Raw genomic sequence first — 21,327 nt, 5'->3', positions numbered from 1 at the left:
CTGCGCGAGCAATCAGCCGGGTGGGGTTTGCGGCTGTTCTTCCGTCTGTTTCTTCTGATAGCCGCTCAATGCCAATCCCAAAAGAATGGCGCTGAATAAACCAGGCCCTGCGCCGGTCATCTTCACGGAAGTGGCTTGCGTTCGTACTAGTCAGTGGCCGCAAAACATGCGCAGAATGCATGCATCATGCCGATACGAAGGACCAAGGGCAGTCCATGATCCTGGGGGGAGTGCGACAAGTAGCGATGCCTTGGCGCACCGGTGGCCTGCTACTTGCCGTGCTTGTCATCGTGGCCTTGCCGTACTTGATCATGCGCGGCAGCTCCAAGGAGTCGTTGCGGGCCGGTGAACTGGTCACGCGCTCGGCGGAAGTGCAGGCGCTGGTCTATCGCATCGCCGATCAAACGCATTCCGCCGAATCGGCCATCCAGCATCTGCTGGCTGATGATCCTTCCAGCCATGCCGAAACCGTAGCCCTGGGTGCGGAAAACGACATCCCCAGCTTGCTGGACCAACTGCGCCGCGTCACCGGCGACAACCCGGCGCAGCAACTGCTGGTGGAGCAACTGAACGCGGTGGAAAACGGCCGTCTGGCACTTTTGCACCAGGCACTGCAGCGTTTTCAGCACAACGACCGTGCCGGTGCGGAACAGGCGCTGCGCGACGCCGACGCGTTGTTCCACGTCGACACCGTGGCGGACAAGATCGTTGCCGAGGCGGAACACGCCTTGCAGGAACGCCGCGACGCCGCACGCAAGCAATCGGAAAACAGCAGCCTGGTGCTGGCGCTGACCGCGGCGGCCCAGCTGTTGATGCTGATGATCGTGGTGATTGTCTCCGAACGGCAGATCGGCCGCCGCCTGCAGGCCGAAGTGCGCGAGCGGCAGGCGGTGCAGCGTTCGCAGATGATCCTGCAGGCCGTGCGCGAGCCGATCGCGCTGCTCGACCACAACCTGCGCAGCCTGCTGGTGAATGCCGCTTTCAGCGAGCTCTACGGTGTCTCCGAGGAAAGCCGCGCCGATTATCTGGAAGACATCGGCCAGGGCGCCTGGGCCGACGAAGTGCTGCTGCAGCGTCTGCGTGACGTGTTGCTGCGCGATCGCGAGCTGTGGGATTTCGAACTCATCCAGCGCACCGTCGACGACGTGGAGCGGCACGTGGTGATCAATGCGCGTCGCCTGCAGCAGGAGGACAGCACCAGTCCGGTACTGCTGTTGACGGTCAGCGACGTCACCGCGCGTGCGCTGGTCGAACAGCAGGTGAAGGAGCTCAATCACCAGCTCGAAAACAAAGTGGCGCAGATTTCCGACGTCAACCGCGAGCTGGAGGCCTTCAGCTACTCCGTGTCGCACGACTTGCGCGCGCCGCTGCGGCATATCACCGCGTTTGCGCTGAAGCTGGAAGACCACCTCGGCGTACAGCTCGACAATACCAGCCGCCACTATCTGGGCGTGGTGCGCGATGCATCGCACCGCATGGCACAGCTGATCGAAGACTTGTTGGTGTTCTCGCGCCTGGGCCGCGGTGCGTTGCGCCTGCAAGCGGTAGACATGCAGGCGCTTGTGGGCGAGACCTGCGCCCTGACCGAATCGGAGGCGCCCAACCGCCGCATCATCTGGCGGATCGATCCACTGCCGACCGTGGTGGGCGACGAGAACATGCTGCGCACGGTGTGGCAGAACCTGATCGGCAACGCCGTCAAATACACCGGCCAGCGAGAGATCGCCCACGTCGATATTTCCGTGCGGCAAGAAGACGGCGGCGATTACGAATTCACCGTTGCCGACGACGGCGCCGGTTTCGATATGCGTTACGTCGACAAGCTTTTTGGTGTATTCCAGCGGCTGCACAAGGCCAGCGAGTTTCCGGGCAACGGCATCGGGCTGGCCAATGTGCGGCGCATCGTGATGCGCCACGGCGGCCGTGTTTGGGCCGAAGGGGAGCCGGGCCACGGTGCCCGTTTCCACTTCACGCTGTCGGCCATCGAGCCGCCGCCCCAATCGCCATGACACACACCGCGCTACGCCCCATCCTGCTGGTCGAAGACAGTCCCGTTGATGCCGAGATGACCATGGACGCCCTGCGCCAGGCGCACCTGGCCAATCCGGTGATCCATGTGGAAGACGGCGTCGACTGCCTGGACTGGTTGTACGCGCGCGGCGTCTTCGCCGGCCGCGCGGAGGACGATCCCGTGGTGGTGTTGCTGGACATCAAGATGCCGCGCATGAACGGGCTGGACGTGCTCACGCAGATGCGCGCGGACGAACACTTCCGCCACACGCCGGTGGTGATCCTGTCATCCTCGCGCGAGGAGAGCGATCTGGCGCGCAGCTGGGATCTCGGAGTAAACGGTTACGTCATCAAGCCCGTGGATGTAGGGCAGTTTTTCCAGGCGGTACGCACGCTCGGCCAGTTCTGGGCAGTGTTGAACCAGGCGCCGGAAGGGCGGGAATAGGGAGCTGGGGGACAGGTTCGGCAGGAGCGACCGGGCGGGCGAGTGCCTGTTCGTTGATTCCCTGCGCCTCGCTCTCATTTCACCTGTTGCCGATTGAAATATGATGTTCAGGTCCACTTGGAACGCAGAAGGAATGCCTGACAAGTCCAGCCAACAACGTTCGTTGCCCCGCATACGGGTACTGCAGGTCGAGGACAGCACGCTCGATGCGGAGCTGGTGCTGACCGAACTGCAGGCCGATGGCATCGACTACGACGTGCGCCTGGTCGACGACGAGTCTGCCTACGTGCGGACGCTCAAGGAATTCAAGCCGCAGATCATCCTGTCCGACCTCAGCATGCCCGGCTTCTCCGGACAGCGCGCGCTGGAACTGCTGCGCGACCACAGCGAGGACATTCCCTTCATCTACGTCTCGGCCACGCTGGGCGAGGAAGCGGCGATCGCCGCGCTGCGCGAAGGCGCCACCGATTACATCCTCAAGCAGAACCCCGCGCGCTTGGCGAGCGCCGTGCGCCGTGCCCTGCGTGAGGCGGAAGAACAACGCGCACGAGCGCGGGCCGAGGCGGAGCTGATCCGCATCCAGCGCTTTGAGAGTCTGGCCATGCTGGCCGGCGGCTTGAGCCACGATCTGCGCAATCTGCTACAGCCTTTGCTGCTGGCCGGTGACAGCCTGCAGGACTATCAAGATGACCCGCGCCTGGCGCGGCTTGGCGCGTTGGTGCGCGATTGCGGACGACGCGGGCTGGAAATGGTGCAGTCCATGCTGTCGTTCGCGCGCGGTGCGCGCCGTGCCGAGCAGGTGAAAGTGCAGGCGCTGATCGATGCGCTATCGCTGCTGCTGCAAGGCAGTGTGCCGCGCACGGTGACGCTCGATATCGACGTGGCCGATCCGCAGCTCACCTTCGAGGGCAATCACACTGAGCTGCAGCAATGCCTGCTCAACCTTTCCCTCAATGCGATCCAGGCGATGCCAAACGGCGGCATCCTGCGTGTCACCACCCGCAAATCAAAATTGGATCAGCGCTTTTTCCTGGAGCAGGAAGACGCGCACCCCGGCGACTATGTGTGCCTGTCGGTCAGCGATACCGGCATCGGCATGACCGATGACGTGCGCAAGCGGCTGTTCGAGCCGTTCTTCACCACCAAGGAAGGCGGAACTGGCCTAGGCTTGCTGTCATGCCGCCGCATCGTCTACAGCCATGGCGGCGTGATGCGCATGGACAGCGTGGTCGGCGAAGGCAGTTGCTTCGATCTGTACATCCCGCTGCTGCGCGCGACCAGCGATGCGACGGATCTCGACCTGGTCGAAAACGACGCCACCCTGCACGGCAATGCCGAACACGTGCTGCTGGTGGTGGAAGAAGCCGGCCAGTTGACGCTGCTGAGCGACACGCTCGATGCCTGGGGCTACGAAGTGCACGCCAGCCAGAGCGGCACCGCCGCGCTGCAATGGATCGAAGCCTGCGGTCTGCCGGATCTGGTGGTGATGGACGCCGACATGAGCCTCTTCACCAGCGAACGTACGCTGGCCGCGCTGAGCCAATACGGCTATCGCCGCGGTGTGCTGGTGCTGTCACGCGCAGACGATGCATCCGGTTCCGCGAAGCTGCCCATGCCGGATGGCAATCGCGTGCGGCGCCTGAACAAGCCCGTGGGCACGCGCGCCTTGTTGCACGCGGTGCGTGAGGCCTTGAACGATGGCAAGGGCAAACCACGCCATTGATGGCCATCGTCGCGTATGCCGCATTCGGTAGGTTGGGGTGCGAACCCCAACATCGGGATGCGTGGGCGATGGGAATGTTGGGGTTCGCACCCCAACCTACAAAAAGCGTCAATCGATGCCGAGCTTCTTCAGCTTGTAGCGCAACGCCCGGAACGTAATGCCCAGTTTTCGCGCCGCTGCCGTCTTGTTGTAGCGCGACTCCTCCAGCGCCTTCATGATCGCGGTGCGTTCGAGATTGCTGATGTAGTCATCCAGCGGCAATTCGCTCGACGGCGTTTGCGCTGCCGGTGCACTTGCCGGTACATGCGTAGGCGGATAAGCGGCGGGTTGCGCGTGGTGCGCGCCACCGTGTGCCGCAGTGCCGGCTTCCGCACCGTGCCGCGGCGGACGTTGCGGCAGCATCAGGTCGCTGGCGTCGATGCGGTCACCGTCGCACATCGCCACGGCACGTTCCAGGATGTTTTCCAGTTCGCGCACGTTGCCGGGGAAGTCGTAATCCTCCAGTGCCTGGCGCGCTTCCGGCAGCAGACGCACCGGTGTGCCACCGCCACTCTTGATCGCCAGCTGGCGCAACACGAATTCGGCCAGCAGCGGCACGTCGCCACGGCGTTCGCGCAGCGGCGGCACGCGCAGCTCGATCACGTTGATGCGGTAGAACAAGTCCTGGCGGAACTGGCCCTGGTCCACCAGCGCGGCAAGATTCTTGTGCGTGGCGGACAGAATGCGCACGTCCACCGCGATTTCCTCGCGCGCACCGATCGGGCGCACGGCCTTTTCCTGGATCGCGCGCAGCAGCTTCACCTGCATATGCAGCGGTAGCTCGGCCACCTCGTCCAGGAACAGCGTGCCGCCGTGCGCCGCCTGGAACAGGCCTTCCTTGTCGGCGACCGCGCCGGTGAAGCTGCCTTTGCGATGGCCGAAGAATTCGCTTTCCATCAGCTCGGACGGAATCGCACCGCAGTTCACCGGCACGAACGGGCCGCTGGCGCGCGGACCTTGTTCGTGAATCAGGCGTGCCACCAATTCCTTGCCCACGCCCGATTCGCCGGCGATGTACACCGGTGCCTGGTTGCGGGCCAGCTTGGTGATGGTGTTGCGCACCTGCTGCATCGCAGACGAATCACCGATCAGCCGTTCACTGGAGCCGGTCGTGGCCGGACCCGCGCCGCCGCCGGTGCGTTTTTCTTCCGCCAGCTTCAGCGCGGTGCGCACCAGCCGGCGCAGCATCTGGATGTCCACCGGCTTGGAGACGAAATCGAATGCACCGGCCTTCAGCGCCGTGACGGCCGCGTCAACGTTGCCGTAGGCGGTGATCATCGCCACCGGCGTCTCGTCGTACTCGGCCGCGATCAGCTCGATGATTTCCTGGCCGCTGCCGTCGGGCAGCCGCATGTCGGTAAAGCAGAGGTCGTAATGGCGCTCGGAAAGCGCCTGCCGCGCTTCGGCCACCGTGCCGACGGCATCGACCTTCAGGTCCATGCGGCCGAGCGTGATCGTCAGCAGTTCGCGAATATCGCGTTCGTCGTCAATGACCAAGACGGTCTGTTGGCTCATGTCCGTAGGCGATGATGGGTTGCCGTTCAGGATACTCGCCGCACTCGCAAGTGGCAAAGCGCGACGCATTCACGGTCAGTGTTGCCTTAAGTGCATGCGGAAAAACGTGACTATCACGCGATAGGCGTCTTGCGATTCGGGCAGCTCCGGGTCCGAGAAAAACGAGTGCCACATGCCCTCCCACACGCGCAGCTCGGTCTTCACGCCGGCCTTGTCGAGCAATTGCTGGCTGGCCAGCACCGAACTCATGGTCATGTCGCGTGTGCCGGTGATCAGCAGGGTCGGAGGAAACTTGGCCAGTAGCGTGGGTGACAGCCCCGGCTGCACCAGCGGATCACGTGGATTGGCGCCGTGAAAATAGGGTAGATCGACCAGGGTGAGCCGGTGGGCGGGCACCCCTTGGCCGTTCAACACCGGAGCCACGAAGGCTGAATCGCCTTCGATATCCAGCAAGGAGCCGCAAAAAGTGCCGATGGCGCCCGGCACCGGCAGCTTGTCGGTGATCAGGCGCGCAACGGATTCGCCAGTGAGGATGCCGCCGGCCGAACAACCGTAGATGCCGATCTGCTGCGGCTTGTATTGCTTGAGCAAGGCGCGGTACACCGCCTCGACGTCGTCGCTTGCCGCGGGGAAGGTGTGCTCCGGTCCTTGCCGGTAATCGAGCGTGATGACCTTGATGCGCCCGACGCTGGCCACGGGTATCGCTTCCACCAGGCCACCGCTGTGCGCGCCCCACAGAAATGCGCCGCCATGCAGATTGATCAGCACGCGGTGTTCGTTCTCCTTGGCGAGGCCTTGCGCAGGCAGCACTACATCCGCACTGACACCGGCGATTTTTTCGCTGTGGATTCTGACCGCGTACATCTTCTGCATGCGCGTGACGCGGTCGCTGTTGAGCCGATCGTAGAAGGCACGGCTTTGTTCAATCGGCGCATCGATGGGCGGGGCTTTGCTGCCTTCGGCGAGCAGCTTGGGAAAGAGCGCGCGTGCTTCCGGGGAAGCGAAGCTGGAATAGGGAATGCTGAGGGCCGGTGAGGTGACGGTGGCGTCGGGTTTGACGCTAGGTGCGGTGTCTTGTGCGGATATCGCTGTGCTGAACAGTGAGGCTGCTACAACGCATAAGAAACGTGAGGTAGGCATGATTCCTCCGATTCGCGATGGATATCCACGAAAGTCGTAGATATCAAGACCGTCATTTCCGCTTCCGCGGGAATGACGGCCTTCATGGGACGCGTGCTTCTTACGGTAACCCTGAGTTTAAGGTGCGGCGTTAGTCGCCTTCGCCTTTGTCCCACTCAAGATTTCCTCCATCTTCAAATACACCCCATTGGTCCAGCCAAAGCCGATCACATTGGTGGTGTACCCCGCGCTGACTTTCACGTCCGCATTGCCGCTGGCCATGTTGTATTTCTCGCGGATGGTGCCGTCGGCCGCAAAGCTGCGATCGATCGTTGCGTTGAACTTGCCGGCGATGCGATGCGCGTCGTCATGAAAGCCATACGCATCGAGGCCGGCCACCGCGAGCCAGTTGGTCGGCGCCCAGCCGAACGGTGCGTTCCACTGCGCACCGCTGGGACGGTTGTCCATCGCCAGGCCGCCGGGCAATTCGAAAATGGAAAGCTTGCCACGCACCGAGGCGGCCTGTTCGGGCGAGGCCGCGCCGGCCCATAGCGGATAGAAGGTGGTGAGATACGGTGCATCGGACGGCTTGCCGGCGACGAAGTCGTAATCGCGATACATGCCGAGCTCCGGGCGCCACAGATATTTGTTCATCGCTTCCTTGCGCGCGGCGGCGGCTTTCGCCCAGCGCTCCGCGTCGTCGGTCTTGCCGAGTTGCTGGGCGAAATCACGAAGATCCAGTTCATAGCGATAGAGCAGGCTGTTCAAGCTCACGTCGGCGTAGTGATGCGTGGAACCGCCGAACGGGCCGTAGTGGAAATTCGTGTCGAAGCCCGACTCGCGCATCGCGCGATCGCCATGGTAGTAGTCGGCCGTCAGGCGATAGCCGCCATACCAATTGCCGGCGCAAACCTTGGAGGCCATGACGTCGCAGCTTTCGGTTTTCAGGCGCTCGGTTTCGGCAGCATCCGGATGCTGCGCGGCCTTCAGCAAATAATCCGGGTTGTCCTTGGGATGTGCTACCAGCCACTTGATCACGCCGCCGTAGAACTCGCTGTCCTGCGCCTCCAGCACCGGGCCGCTGCCGAAATCGTAGTAGCGCGCCAACCCCGTATTGCCGGCGAGATGCTCCTGGCGCGTCCAGATATCGTGATTGCGCACTGCCAACGGATACGCTTTCTCCAGCCATGCGCGTTTCTCGTTCGCACTGTGAAAGCTGGCCGGATCGTTGAGCAGGGATACCATCATCTGGCTCAGGAACGGCGGCTGCGAACGGCTGAGGTAATACGTGCGATTGGCGTTGAGCACGCCGCCGTAGTACTGCACTTCGAACAGCGCGTTGTCGACCATGTCGCGCGCCAGTTCAATGCGATGATCGGCCACCAAGCCCAGCAGGATGAAGTAGCTGTCCCAGCCATACATCTCGTTGAAGAACCCGCCAGGTACCACGTACGGATGCGGCAGATAAAGCAGGCCTTGCACCGGCAGCCTGGTCGCATCGATATCGCCCAGCTGCTCGACCGTTTTCGGCAAAGTGTGTACGTCGATGTTGCAGCGTTTCTCCACCTTCAACAGATCTTGCGGCAGGGTGAACTGCGCCGGCACATACAGCACCGGGCGGGTCTTGATCTTGGGATCAAGCAGGGATTTGCACTCGTCCTGCGAACGCGTGAGCGTGGTCCAGGCCTTGTCGATATAGGTGCGTGTCCTGGCGGGATCGGGCTGGGCGGCCGAAGCGGTGGCGACCAGCGCGGCCGACAGCAGCAGGGCGAAATAGCGTGAGTTGGCGGCAAGTCGTTGTGTGCGTTTCATGCGAATTCCCCATCCAGTGCCATCGGCGAACGAGCCGCCGATCGCGTGTGTCAATCAAAAAGTATGGCGCGTAAGCGTGACGTTGCATCGGTTGCATCATGTCGCCTCCTCCGGCACCACGTCGAAGGCGACCGTCAGCCGCGTTTGCTCGCTATGAAATGGCACGGTGCCGTGCCAGACGTAGGAGGGAAACAGCACCAGCCGGCCTGCTTCGGGACGCACCAGGTGTTGTGCATGCAACGCAGGCGTGGTCAGGATGCTGGGTTGCCCGAATGCAAGGCAGCCATCGGGCGTGGCAGCATCCGCCATGTCGTCGGGAAGGTCCACGTAGAACGCTGAGGAAATCCAGCCGCGCGGATGTACGTGGTTGGTGTGATAGCCCGCGCTGCGCAAGCGTACCGACCAGCCGCCGTTATAGCGGTAGGTGCCACGATTGCGGCGGCGCAGCGGGTCGGCACCATGGCCGATATGGGCAAGGTACGCGCGGATCGGCGCATCAAAGGCCTGGAACAGCGCCTGGATCACGGGGTTGGGATAACGCGTCAGATCACCGGTGGTTTCCGTGCCATGCCGCAGCGATTGGAACAGCAGTGGATGGCCATGCGGATTGTGCAGGCACGCAAGACTGCTTTTCAGATCGGCGAGGAAGTGCGGCAGATTCGGCCACGGCGCAGGCGCTTGCAAGGTTTGCGGACGTACCAGATCGTCGTAATCGCAAAATGCCTCGTAGCGTTCGTCGCCAAGCAAACGCCATGCGGTGGTCTGCAAGGCGATCAGGTATTGATCGTCCGGTGCGTTGGCGAGCAGCGCTTCGCAATGGCGCAGTGCGTTTTGCGGATCGCCGGTGCCCAGCAACGCGGCGGCCTGCAGGTTTCGTGCTGCACTGGAAGATGGGGATCGTTGCAGGGCGCGTTCGGCCAAGGCCAGTGCGGCAAGCGGATCGAATTCCAACGCAGCGAGCCCGGCGCGTATCAACAGCGATGGCGTGGCGCGCGCGTGTGCTGCCGAGCTTGCCAGGCATTGATAAGCGGCATGCGCATCGCCAGCGCCCTGCAGAATCGCGGCTTTGGTAGCGAGTAGCGATTCGTCGCCCTGGAAACGTTGCAGCGCTTGATCGAGCAAGGCCGTGGTTTGCGCGTTGTCGCCCGTGCGCATCCAGACCAGCCGCGCGAGATGATCGTGCGCATCGATATGGCGCGGTTCCTGCCGCAAGCAATCGCGCAGGGCCGCTTCGGCGGCTTCCAGCTTGCCGAGTGCAATCAGGCTGCTTGCATGCGTGAAATAAACCGCCGCGGTTTTATGGCCGAGCGCCAGCGCGTTGCCGGCGGCGCGTTCGGCATCGGCATGCTGGGAAGCCGCGGCCAAGGCCATCGCCATGGCATGCGCCGCAGCAGGATCGTTCGGCAAGGCTTCGGCCCGGCGGCAATAAAAGCTGACGGCTTCGTCCTGGCGCCCGAGCGCGGCCAGCGCGGCGATGTGCTGTGCGATCAGTTCGGCCGGTGCCTGGGTGGAACCGCATAGTGGGGCGACGAGCGTCAAGGCATCGGCCGGACGCTGCTGGTCGTTGTAGTACCGCGCCAGCAGCAAGGCGGCATGTGGCAGGCGCGAGGCGACGCGTTGCAAGAGCGGCACGGCTTCGTCCGCGCGTCCGCTGTTGAGCAGCAACTCGCCGAGCGAAGCCCAGGTGGGCGCCCAGCCGGGATCGGCCGCCATCGCTTTGCGCAACGATGCTTCCGCGCCTTCGATGTCGCCAAGCGCCTGTTTGACGCCGCCAAGCAGACGCATGGCTTCCGCATAGTCGGGATGTTGTTCAACCACCGATTGAAGCTGGTCGTGCGCGCCACGAAAATCCCCCGCCTGCAGCAGCGTACCGACGTGCTGCATGGTTTCGCGTAGCGAGGGCGAAAGCGTGGACATGGCTGTTTACAGTGGCGTGCGGGTCAGTTCCGCCTTGCCGTGCGCATCGCGTGTGATGGTGATGTCGTACTGCTTGCCTCGAAAGCTGATGCGCTGAAGCTTCAACGACGCCCAGCTCGGTGGCAGTACCGGCGCATAAGCCGCATCCAGGCCCTTGTCATCGATGCGCAAGCCGGTGAGACCGTAGATCATGCTCTGCAGAAAACCGGATGAGGTGGCCAGAATATAACCCGCATTGTTCGCCACGGTTTCGGTGCGCACGTTGAACGGCGGTTTCAGGAAGCCGACCAGGTTGCGTTGAATCCAATCGCCGGCGGTCTTGGCGTCGCCCAGTTCGGACGCGCCGACAGCAAGCATCACCATCATCATCTCGTTCGGATCGTCGCCGTGCACTTTCAGTTCGTGCAGCTGGAAGTCGAAGTCATGGCGGCGCACGGTTTCCGACATTGGCAGATCAAGGTTGGGATACATCAACCATGCCAGCGACGAACCCATCCAGGTGATCTTGTCGTGCGGCACCGATTGATCGAAATCCAGGTGCCGCTGTTCCTGCTCGAGGAACGGGATGTACATCTTGCCGGCAATCTGCGACCACTGTGGATCGGCCGGTTCGCCAGCGACCTTTGCCGCTTCGATGGCAATGTTGAGCGCCTTGCGCGCGGCGGCGTTGGTGAAGGAGTCGTTCGGCACGTCGTCGTAGGCTTCGTCCGGCGAGGTGACATGCATGATTTCGTAGCGATCTGCCGCCTTGTTGTAGGTGACGCGACTGGCCCAGAACTGGGCGATCTCGCGGATCACCGGCCAGCCGTTTTGCTTCAGCCATTCCTTGTCGCCGCTGGCCAGGTAGTACTGCCATTGCGCAATCGCGATATCCGCATTGACGTGGATCTCGCGATATACGCCGTAGGCAAAATGCGGGGTGTTGTCCACACCGGTCTGCGGATCGGCTTCCCATGGATACATCGTGCCTTTTGCGCCGTATTGAATGGCGCGTTCGCGCGCGGGCTGCATGGTGCGATGGCGGAACATCACGATCGGCTTGGCACGTTCCGGGTGCAACAGCAGCAGCGCCGGGAATACCCACGAGTCGCTGTCCCAGAACGCGTGGCCGGCGTAGTTCGGCGTGAGCGCGCAAGCGCCCATCGGCCATGCGGTGCCGACGGTGGTGTTGGAGAGCAGGTAATACAGATCGGAGTGCACGGCTTTCTGCACGGCCGGATCGCCATCCACCACGATGTCCGACTTCCACAGTTCATGCCATGCGGCTTGATGCCGTGCGAGCAACGTATCGAAGCCGGTGCTGCGTGCCTGTTCGGCAAGCGCGACGTCGGCCTTCGCGTCACCACCCCAATCCTGGCGTGAGGCGGCAAGGTATTTGGTGAAGGTGTACGTGGTGTTCTGCTTCAGCTTGGCGGTGATGTGCAGCGATAGCAGATCGGACGTCTTGTCGAGCTTTACGCTCTGGATATCCAGCGACTTCGGCAGCTCGATTGCTGCCGCTTCGGCCATGCTTAACCCTTGCTTCGCGCGGCCGTTGAGCCACAGCGTCAGCGTTTTGGTATCGCCATCGTTGTCGAGCACTTCTGTGTAACCCGGATACCACACGGCTGCACGATCAGGCGTCGGCACCGGCTTGTTGTCGAGATTCTGGCCGCTGGCGATCACCGCCGCGATCATCTGGTCACCGGTCATGCTGTGGATGGGAAAGCGCGGTTGATGCTCGGACCACAGGCGAATGGGAAAGGTGAGTTCCACACTGCCGTCGAAATGCGGCGTGATGGTGAACTGCGTCGCGGCCAGATGCGTATCGGCCTGGCTGACGAAGGTGGTGACTTTGACGTCGGTCGACTTGTTGGCGTAATCGAAACGATAGCGCGTGGTGAGCGTGCCGTCGTACATGTCGAGCGTCTGTGCGTAGTCCGCGAAGATCTTCTGGTCCAGCCGGGTGGAATTGATCCAGCCGCCGCCCGGGTTGTAGTCGATCTCGCTCCAGCCGGGAACGGCGGCGGGGCGCGAGATATCGCTTTTGTCGTAATCCATGAACGCGACCATGTAAGCGCGCGTGGGCTCGGTGCCGCGCGGTGTGGTCATGGTGGAGAAATAGCCGTTGGCCAGATAGCTGGGGAAGTAGCTGCCGAAGTTATCCGACGTGCCCGTCAGCACGAAGCTCGTATCAGTCGCCGCGTAGCTGGCGGACGTGGTCGCCAGTGCGGCGAAAAGCAAACCGGACAGGCCGAGGTGACGAAGGCTCATGAAAACTCCAGCGATAGTGCGTGAGGCGCTCCGCTCCGGAAAGCGCTATTTGGAGGCCAGCGTGATGCTGACCGCGGCGGTGCCGGTGCGATCGGTTTCGCGCTTGAAGAAAAACAGCGTGACCAGGATCAGCAGCATCGGCACCAGCGAAAAGTAGAACGCATGGATGCCGTCGAAACGTGAAAACACGACGGCGGTGATGCGCGAACCCAGCGTGCCGCCGAGCGCGGAGAAAATGACGATCAAGCCGGTCATCGCCGCATGCGCCGGCTTGGGCAGCGAACTGAGGGCCACCGAGTTGATCACCGGATAGATCGGCGCCATCAGCACGCCGATCAGCGGAATCAGATAGGCCGCTGCCGGCGCGTTCAACCAGCCGACGTCGGCGCGTGCGATCACGCCGTGCGCCAACGGCAAGGTCAACGTCACCAGCAAACCCATGCCGACCACGCAGATGTTCAGCAGCGCGTACCACGGCATGCGGCGCAGTACCTGGCCGGCAACGATGCGGCCCACGGCGGAAGCACCGGCCAGAATGGTCGCCATCTGAATGCTCATCGCATTGGGCAACTTGAGAATTTCGTTATTGAAGGTAGGCAGCCAGGTGCTGAAACTCTGTTCGATCAGCACATACAGAAAGGCTGAAGTGAGGAACACGTACACCAGCGGTCGCAGGAACAGATGCAGCATTTCCAGCAGCGAGCCGTGCATGGATTTGGTTTCCTCGGTGCGCGCGGCCGATTCGTCCATGCGCGAGGTGGCCAACAGCACGATCACCAGCACGCTGATCACGGCCAGTACCCAATAAACGTTGAGCCAGGACGGATTCGCCGGCGTCGCATGATCGACGAAGGCGCTGAACAGCCAGCCGGCGATCAGCACACCGATCATGAACAAGCCTTCGACGGTGTTGGTGAGCCGGCCGTGCTCGCTGCGATCATTCGTGAGCAAGCCGATCGAGGAATACACCGCCACCTTGGTCAGGGCGAACGACACGCCGACGCAGGTGAATAGCAGTTCCGTGGTGTGGAAACTGGGATACAGCGGCATCAGCACGCACGCGCAGGCCACGATGCCCAGCGCGATCATCATCGCGCGCCGATAGCCAAGCAGGGGAAGAAACGACGCAACCAGAAAGGACGTGACCGCGACCGGCAAGTCCTTGAACAATTCCAGCAGGCTCGCCTGCGGCTTGTCGACGCCGAAAGTGTAGATCGATTGCAGGATGACCGTGCCGACGCTGTTGAGCAGAATCGCGAAGACCATATAGATCAGGGCGAGCGCGGCGATCATGCGGAAGCGGTTCATGGCGACCTGCCTTCGTCCAAGTCAGGAGTGAGGAGTACGCAATTCTCATGGTCGTCATTCCCGCGAAAGCGGGAATCCATCTTCGCTTTCGCACCAGAGCAAAGTGGATTCCTGCTTTCGCGGGAATGACGGCCGCGGGTTACGCGACTTTACAACGTGTTATGGAAGGAAAGTCCATGGCCGGATACAGAACCCGGCCATGGTTGCCCAAAGGAGGGGAGGGCGGCTAACAACACATCAAACCTTCTCGCCCTCGTTGACTGACAACGAGGGAGAGAGGGAAAGGCACATCAGAAGTTGTACTTGACCTGCCCCCAGATCTGCCGGCCCCAGATCGAGCGGGCCAGGATCGTGCCACCGGAACTGGCGAAGCCGAACAGGCGGGCGTTGCCCTCGGTGATGCCGATCTGGTTGGTGATGTTGGTGCCTTGCACGCTGTAGACCCAGTGCGGACCGACATTGGCTTGCACGCCGAAGGCCAGATCGTAGTAATTACCCAACGGCTGCTGCTGGATCAGGTCACCGTAGCGATCACCGACATATTCGTAGGTGATCCATGCCTTCACGTCACCCCAGCTGGTGGGGAAGTCGTAGGACGGCTGCAAGCGGAACTGGAACTTCGGCTGGCGTTGCAGCTGCATGCCGTTGATGCTGCTACATGCATTGGCGCCACTCTGCGTCGTATAGGCCAAGCAACCGACGTAACGGTAGTAATGGCCATCCATCCAGTCGCCGGAGAAGAGGATCGCGGCGTGCTCGAACGGCTTGATCGTAGTGGTGAAGTTCACGCCCTTGGTCTGCGAACCATACACATAAGTGTTCTGGCCGCTGTCCGTGGTGATGGTGTACGGCACGTTGTTGAACAGGCGGCGATACGCAGCGACATCGGCGTAGATCCAGTCGGCCTGGTACTTGAAGCCGATTTCATAGTTCTTCACCTTCTGCACCGGCATGGTCGGCAGGCCGCGCAGGTCATCGAAGTCCGGGAAGTGAACACCCAGGTTTGCACGAACGTAGGCGCTCATGCTCGGATTGAACTCGTAGTTGGCGCCGAGCGTCCACGACTTCTCGGTCTTCGAGTAATTGATGTACTGGTTGCCGCCCGAGAAATACTGCGAGCTGTTGTTGTAGAGCGTGTACGGGTTGTTATCCAGATCGCCCGTGGCGGTATTGGCGATGGCACCGTTGGAATTCTGGTGCTCCACGCGGATGCCGCCATCGATCAGCCAGTTGTTGATCTTCCAGGTATCCGTGACGAAGAACGCGGAGTTGAAGCCGTGCCAGCGTTCCTTGACCGCTGCGGCAGTAACGCCGCTGACGAAGCCTTGCGGATCGGTCAGATCGTAGGTATTCGCGCCGTTGTTGAGTGTGACGACGATGGGGTTCGGATTGGTGATCGCCTGCAACAACATGTTGTTGCCGAGGTACCAGGTGTCATGGTCCTGATAGACGGCCGTCCAATTGCCCAAAGTCAGCGTATTGCCTTCGAACAACTCGTCGCTGACATGGAATTCGTTGCCGATCGATTGGAGATTTTTGCGTACGTACCACAGTCCTTGCTGGGTGACGTTCTGGTTCATGTCGGCCGCTTGGCCATTGGTGTAGTTGGCGGTAGCGGTGTAGGCACCCGCAGGTAGCTGACCCGAGGTTATGTCTGCGGCCACTTGGCTGGTGATGTAGGAGGCCAGCGAGGTGGGGTTTGCACCCGTGCTGAAGAACGAAATGGTGTTCAACTCGCCGGTCGTGATACCCAGCTTGTCCGACAGCGACCAGCCGTTACCGAAGTCCCAGTCGAAATTCGCACCAAACGTGCGCAGATCAGCGCCACGTCCTTTGGCCAGATTCACATCCTGGCCACCGGGTTTGCAGCCCGCGGTGTAGCAAGGCGTGGTCTCGATGAATTCATACTGGTCGGCCTTGCTGCCGAACGTGCCGGTGAGTGGACTGAAGCCGGGGTAATCGGAGAACTGACCCTTGCTCGGATTGAGAATCGGCGTGTCGGTGACGAACTGGTTGTGATCCTTCAACGCACGCGCGTAGAACATCAGCGAGCCGTTATCCCAGTCGCGCGACAGCGTCGCGGTAAGCTGGCCACCTTTGTCGGCAGCAAATTGCGGATCGCGGATATTGTCGCGACGCCAGAAGCCGCCAAAGCTGCCGTACCAGCCATCGGCAATCTTGAAGCCGATAAAGCCGTCGATACGCTGAGTGTTATCGGTGCCGTAGGTAAAGCCGATGTCGCCGGAAGGAACGTCGGTGCCTTCTTTCAGAATGAAGTTGGCCGTGACGCCGGGCTGGCCATTGCCGTACAGCACCGATGGGCCGCCTTGCACGATTTCGGCGCGATCGATGGTGTCGTCCAGGCGGAACATAGTGGAGTGTTCCATGAAGGACAGGTTGGACATCGGATACAGCGGGCTGCCGTTGAGCTGGAAGGTGGCATAAGGCGCGTCGCCGCCACCCGGGAAGCCAGCCACTTCAATGTTCGCACCGGTCTGGCCGCCGGAGGATTCGGGGAACACGCCCGGCGATGCTTTCAACAGATCCGCGGCGCTGACCGGGTTGGCCTGCTTGATCTGCTGCGAGCTCATCGAGGTGACCGAGTACGCCGCGTCGATCTTCTTGATACCGCCGAAGGTAGCGGTGCCGGTGACCACGACCTGTTGCAACGTCGATACGTTCTTGCCGTTACCGTTGTTGGAGCGCTGCGAATTGGTGTTTTGCGCAGGCGCCGTGGTGGACGGTGTTGTCGAAGTGGTTTGCGTCTGACCGTTATCTTGCGCATAGGCCGCGCCGGACATCAGCGTGGCGGTGATCGCCGCCGATAACGCAACGCGTGTGAGTGGCTTGGTCTTCATCGAACGTTCTCCCCAACTGTTTCGTATGTGATGTGACGCGGCATGACCGCGTCTGTTAGCCGCTTATGTCGTAAACAGACTGATGTCGAACGCGGCAACGTTCGGCAACAGCAGATCCGCCTGAGCCAGTGCTTGCGCCTGGCCTACTCCTATCGCCTTCATTCCCGCAGCGTGAATGCTGGCGATCCCTGCCGCGGCGTCCTCCACGCCGATACATTCGCTCGGCTCCAAGCCGAGGCCGCGCGCGGCGGCCAGGAAAATCTCCGGATCGGGTTTGGCGCGACTGATGTGATTGGCATCCACCACGTAGTCGAACAAATCCGCGATGCCGAGCCTTTCCAGCAAAAGCGGTGCATTGCGGCTGGCCGACGCCAGCGCGGTTTTCAGGCCCGCGCGGCGCACCGATTCGACGGCTTGGCGTGCGCCGGGCAGCAGGTTTTGCGAGCCGAAGGTTTCGATCTGCTGCTTGTAGTATTCGTTTTTGCGCGAGGCGAGCGCTTCTTTTTCGTCTTCCGAATACGTGCGCGATGCGCGCTCCAGCAGGATGTCCAGCGAGCCGCGACGATCCACGCCCTTGATGCGTTCGCCGATCGCATCGTCGAACGCAAGGCCGATTTCCAGCGCAAGGCGTTTCCAGGCAGCGTGGTGCACGATCGCGGTGTCGGCAATCACGCCGTCGAGATCGAAGATGACGCCCTTCAGTTCAGGGCGTGCGGAGGCATGCAGGGGAAGGTTGACGGTATGGCCAGCGTGCAGCATCACCGTCTTGCCGCGGTGAAGAATGTCCAGCTGCGCGCCTTCGGTAAGCGTGTATTCCACGCGATCTTTTTTGACGGCGATACGAATATGGTGATCGCGCCAGCGCACGCCGAAGCGATAGCTGCTCCAGGCAGGCGGCAGGGTGGGGGCGAAGGCCGGGCGTCCATCGACCACGCGCATGCCACCGAAGCCCCAGGCCAGCGCCATCCAGCTGCCAGCCATCGCGGCCATGTGCACGCCGTGCGAAGTATTGCCGTGCAGGTTGTCCAGATCGACGCGCAGCGTGTCGAGGAAATAGCCGTATGCTTTCTGCGCATAGCCGACTTCCGCGGCCACCACGCTGAAGGTCGACGCCGACAGCGTGGAGTCGTGCACGGTGACGCCTTCGTAGTAATCGAAGTTGCGCCGCTTGCTTTCGACATCGATGGTGTTGCCGGCCAGCACGAAGGCTTGCAGCACGTCGGCCTGCTTGCATACCTGGTGGCGATAGATCGTCAGCGGATGCAATTGCAGCAGCAGCGGACGATGGCCGTGTTCGCTCGGGTGCGCGATCGGCAGGCGCGGCTTGTTGAGGAAGTCGTCGTCCTGCGGAAAGATGCCCAGTTCCGCATCGACCGGCAGATACATCGCATCGGCGGCTGCCAGCCACGCGGCGATTTCCTTATCCGACAGATCCAGCTGCGTGGCGATGCGCGCGTAATCCTGCGGCCGTTCGCGGCCAAGCTGCGATGCCACCGAGGCAGCATGGCGCAGATGCTGTTGCGCCATGTGATTGGTGTAGTAGTTGTTGTCGACCAGCGCGGTGTATTCGTCCGGACCGGTCACCTGGCAAATGCAGAACGCATTGCCGCGGCGCGGATTGAAGTTGCCGACGTGATGCCACAGGCGCGCGGTTTCGAACAGCACCTCGGCACCGCCGCGTACCAGGAAATCGATATCGCCGGTGGCATCGACGTACAGGCGGATCGCGAACGCGATCGCGGCATTGATGTGGTATTGCGCTGAGCCGGAAGGAAAGTAGGCCGAGCATTCATCGCCGCTGATGGTGCGCCATGGATAGAGCGCACCGTTGGGGTGATTCATTTCGCGCGCATGGTTGCGCGCGCGGTCGAGTGTGTTGACGCGGTATTCGAGCATGCTGCGCGCGCGCTCGGGCGAGGTGAACGCCAGCGCGGGGAGAATGAAGGCTTCCGCATCCCAGAAATAATGCCCTTCGTAACCCTCGCCGGTGAGGCCTTTCGCCGCCGCGCTGCCACTGCCGTCGCGCGGCGTGGATTGCATCAAGTGAAACAGATTGAAGCGCAGCGCCTGTTCGACGGCGCTATCGCCGTGAACCTCCACATCCGCTTCCTGCCAGAACGCGGCGCACGCGCGTGCCTGTTCGGCGCGATGCGTGTCGAAATCCAGCGTGAGCGCGCGCTCCAGCATGGTGGCGACGCTGTCAAGCAAGGATGCCTCGGTATCACCGCCTTCGGGACGGCTGCAGGCGTAAGCCACGAATTTTTCGAGCATTACGCTGTCGCCAGGGCGCAGGTCCGCCACGTAGTGCTGCTGCACGCCTTCGCTCTCGTCGACGATGGCGCGGGCGAACGCCAAGTTACTTTGCAATACGCGATGCCGCTGGCCGCAGGCGAGTCGAATATGGCTGTTCTGCGTGCGCTGGCAGAGCGAAGCCAGCGTGCGGTCGGCATCGGCGGCGGTGATGCTCAGCCCGCCCTTGACGCGGGTGCCGATACGCGGATCGTCGCCCTGCTCGGCGGCACTGACGTCGGCGACGATGGCCGATTCCAGCGTCAGCGGCCCGCTGTAGTCGATCGAGGTGACGCGATAGCGGATGCACAGCAGGTTCGGCGTCTGCAGGGGGACGATGCGTTCGGCCTGGATCTCAATGGTGGCGCCGTTGGGGGAGCGCCAGCGCAGCGTGCGTTCCAGGCAGCCGGCGCGCAGATCCAGCGCTTGCTCGAACGCCAGCCATTCGCCTTCGCGCAGATGGACCGGTACGTCACCGAGGCGCAGGCCGATGCGGATGCCATCGGGGACGGGAATGCGGGTATCGGTGCTGCGGGCGAAGCCGGGGAAGCGTTCGTGGTATTCGATAGGCGTGCGTTCCCACACGCCGGTCAGGAAGGTGCCTTGGGTGGGGCTGCTGTCTTCTTCCAGCCCGCCGCGTACGCCGAGGGTGCCGTTGGCCAGGGCGAACAGGCTTTCCAGTTTGGCCAGTTCGTACGCCAGCGGACGGCGTGCATGCACGACCCGCCAGGGATCGGGGCAGGCCTGGTGCGCCGGCTCCATGGCTATCGCTTGTGCCTCGTTGCTGTGCACGCATTCTCCCCGTGGCATTTCTAATTGGTCTTCTCAAGCGGCCGGGCTCGGCCGTGGAGGGCGAGCATACAGACCGGATGATATCGATATCAAGATATCGATATCATCGCTGCGACGCAGCATGATGCGCCCGTGAGCGTGTCCAAAACGTCGTGGCAATTGGAGGAATGGATGCCCGTCCGGCACACTTGCTGCTGGTGGTGTGAACGTGCCCGGCCAACACTTGTAAGGAAGAGGATCGCCGCTTGACGAAGGCCAAGAAAAAACAACCTCTTGCGCAGCGTCCCAGCCTCACCATGGCGGACTTGGCCGAATTGGCGGGGGTATCCAAGATCACCGTATCGCGGGCCTTGAGCGAAAGCCCGCTGGTCAATGCCGAAACCCGCGAGCGGGTGCAGGCCCTGGCGCGCAAGCATGGCTACAAGTTGAACGTCAGCGCACGCAATCTGCGCTTGCGCCGCAGCCATACGGTGGCGGTGATCGTGGAAATGAAGCCGTCGTCCGAGCGCACCATGTGGGATCCGTACCCTTTGTCATTGCTGGGCGGTATCTCGCAGGAACTGACTTCCGCCGGCTACAGCGTGCTGCTGACCACTCGCCAGGGTTCTTCCCACGCCTCGGTGCAGGCGGCGGATGGCCTGATTTTGCTGGGCCAGGGCGTGCATCAGGATGCGGTGCGCCTGTACGACAAGCTCGGCTTGCCGATGGTGGTGTGGGGTGCGGCCGGCGAGGGGGGCGACAACCACATCGTCGTCGGCAGCGACAATCGCCAGGGCGGCATCATCGCGGCCGAGCGTTTTCTTTCCATCGGGCGCCGCCATCCGGTCTTTATCGGCAATCCCGATCACCCCGAAATGTCACAGCGCCTGTTCGGCTTCGTCGACGAACTGGCACGGCACGGCATCAAGCCCTTGCTGTTGCGCAGGGCGGATTTCACGCTGGAATCGGGGATCGACGCGATACGTTCGTTGTCGGCGCGCAAGGTACGTTTCGATTCCATTTTTGCCTGCAGCGACTTGCTGGCGATGGGCGCCATCCGCGCCTTGGTCGAACTTGGGCAGTCGGTGCCCAACGATGTTTCCGTGATCGGTTACGACGACACGCCCTTGGGCGCGAGCTTTCTGCCGCCGCTAAGCAGCGTGCGGCAGAACTGGCAGGAAGGCGGCGTGCTGCTCGCACGCAAAGTGCTGGCGATGATTCATGGGCAGCAGGTGCAGTCGCAGATGATGGCGACGACGTTGGTGGTG

The 21,327-nt window shown here is 62.2% G+C and carries 11 protein-coding genes and 2 pseudogenes; 4 read left to right on the top strand and 9 right to left on the bottom strand.

Annotated features, from left to right (window positions below):
- The first annotated feature begins 245 nt into the window (after positions 1-245).
- The 3 genes from VJR68_RS07725 to VJR68_RS07715 all read left to right on the top strand — a co-directional run bounded on the left by VJR68_RS07725 (position 246) and on the right by VJR68_RS07715 (position 4,178).
- On the top strand, positions 246-2,009 hold the full coding sequence (locus VJR68_RS07725; protein WP_324147084.1) for a sensor histidine kinase: 1,764 nt from the start codon (positions 246-248) through the stop codon (positions 2,007-2,009).
- On the top strand, positions 2,006-2,455 hold the full coding sequence (locus VJR68_RS07720) for a response regulator (RefSeq protein WP_324147083.1): 450 nt from the start codon (positions 2,006-2,008) through the stop codon (positions 2,453-2,455). The genes VJR68_RS07725 and VJR68_RS07720 overlap by 4 nt, the downstream gene beginning before the upstream one ends.
- 133 nt (positions 2,456-2,588) lie before the next feature.
- Positions 2,589-4,178, top strand: a complete 1,590-nt coding sequence (locus tag VJR68_RS07715; protein ID WP_324147081.1) for a response regulator — start codon at positions 2,589-2,591, stop codon at positions 4,176-4,178.
- A 108-nt stretch (positions 4,179-4,286) separates the two neighbouring features.
- Here VJR68_RS07715 and VJR68_RS07710 read toward each other — a convergent pair whose 3' ends face one another.
- From VJR68_RS07710 to pgmB, 9 genes and pseudogenes are all read right to left on the bottom strand, one after another.
- Complete coding sequence (locus VJR68_RS07710) at positions 4,287-5,732, bottom strand: sigma-54 dependent transcriptional regulator (protein ID WP_324147080.1); 1,446 nt, start codon at positions 5,730-5,732, stop codon at positions 4,287-4,289.
- Between the two features lie 75 nt (positions 5,733-5,807).
- Positions 5,808-6,872, bottom strand: a complete 1,065-nt coding sequence (locus tag VJR68_RS07705; RefSeq protein ID WP_324147079.1) for an alpha/beta hydrolase — start codon at positions 6,870-6,872, stop codon at positions 5,808-5,810.
- Positions 6,873-6,989: 117 nt separating this feature from the next.
- Complete coding sequence (locus VJR68_RS07700; RefSeq protein WP_324147078.1) at positions 6,990-8,663, bottom strand: trehalase family glycosidase; 1,674 nt, start codon at positions 8,661-8,663, stop codon at positions 6,990-6,992.
- 96 nt (positions 8,664-8,759) lie between these two features.
- Positions 8,760-9,590, bottom strand: a pseudogene (locus VJR68_RS22040) (putative 2OG-Fe(II) oxygenase); the annotation flags it as partial.
- 279 nt (positions 9,591-9,869) lie between these two features.
- Positions 9,870-10,547: pseudogene (locus VJR68_RS22035) on the bottom strand (tetratricopeptide repeat protein); the annotation flags it as partial.
- A 39-nt stretch (positions 10,548-10,586) separates the two neighbouring features.
- The gene (locus VJR68_RS07690; protein ID WP_324147076.1) at positions 10,587-12,833 is read right to left on the bottom strand and encodes a glycosyl hydrolase family 95 catalytic domain-containing protein; all 2,247 of its coding nucleotides are present in this window, start codon (positions 12,831-12,833) and stop codon (positions 10,587-10,589) included.
- Positions 12,834-12,878: 45 nt separating this feature from the next.
- Entirely contained in the window at positions 12,879-14,141 is a 1,263-nt protein-coding gene (locus VJR68_RS07685) for an MFS transporter (protein WP_324147075.1), read from the bottom strand.
- 290 nt (positions 14,142-14,431) lie between these two features.
- Positions 14,432-16,999 carry a TonB-dependent receptor gene (locus VJR68_RS07680; protein ID WP_324147074.1) on the bottom strand — a complete coding sequence of 856 codons (2,568 nt, stop codon included), beginning with the start codon at positions 16,997-16,999 and terminating at the stop codon, positions 14,432-14,434.
- A 63-nt stretch (positions 17,000-17,062) separates the two neighbouring features.
- Complete coding sequence (gene pgmB, locus VJR68_RS07675) at positions 17,063-20,080, bottom strand: beta-phosphoglucomutase (protein WP_324147073.1); 3,018 nt, start codon at positions 20,078-20,080, stop codon at positions 17,063-17,065.
- A 296-nt stretch (positions 20,081-20,376) separates the two neighbouring features.
- Here pgmB and VJR68_RS07670 point away from each other — a divergent pair.
- Positions 20,377-21,327, top strand: a 951-nt coding sequence (locus VJR68_RS07670) for a LacI family DNA-binding transcriptional regulator (protein WP_324147092.1), incomplete at its 3' end; no start/stop codon positions are given.

Source organism: Dyella sp. (genome assembly GCF_035277725.1).
Taxonomy (GTDB): domain Bacteria; phylum Pseudomonadota; class Gammaproteobacteria; order Xanthomonadales; family Rhodanobacteraceae; genus Dyella_B.
This window is presented reverse-complemented; position numbering and strand designations above follow the sequence as displayed.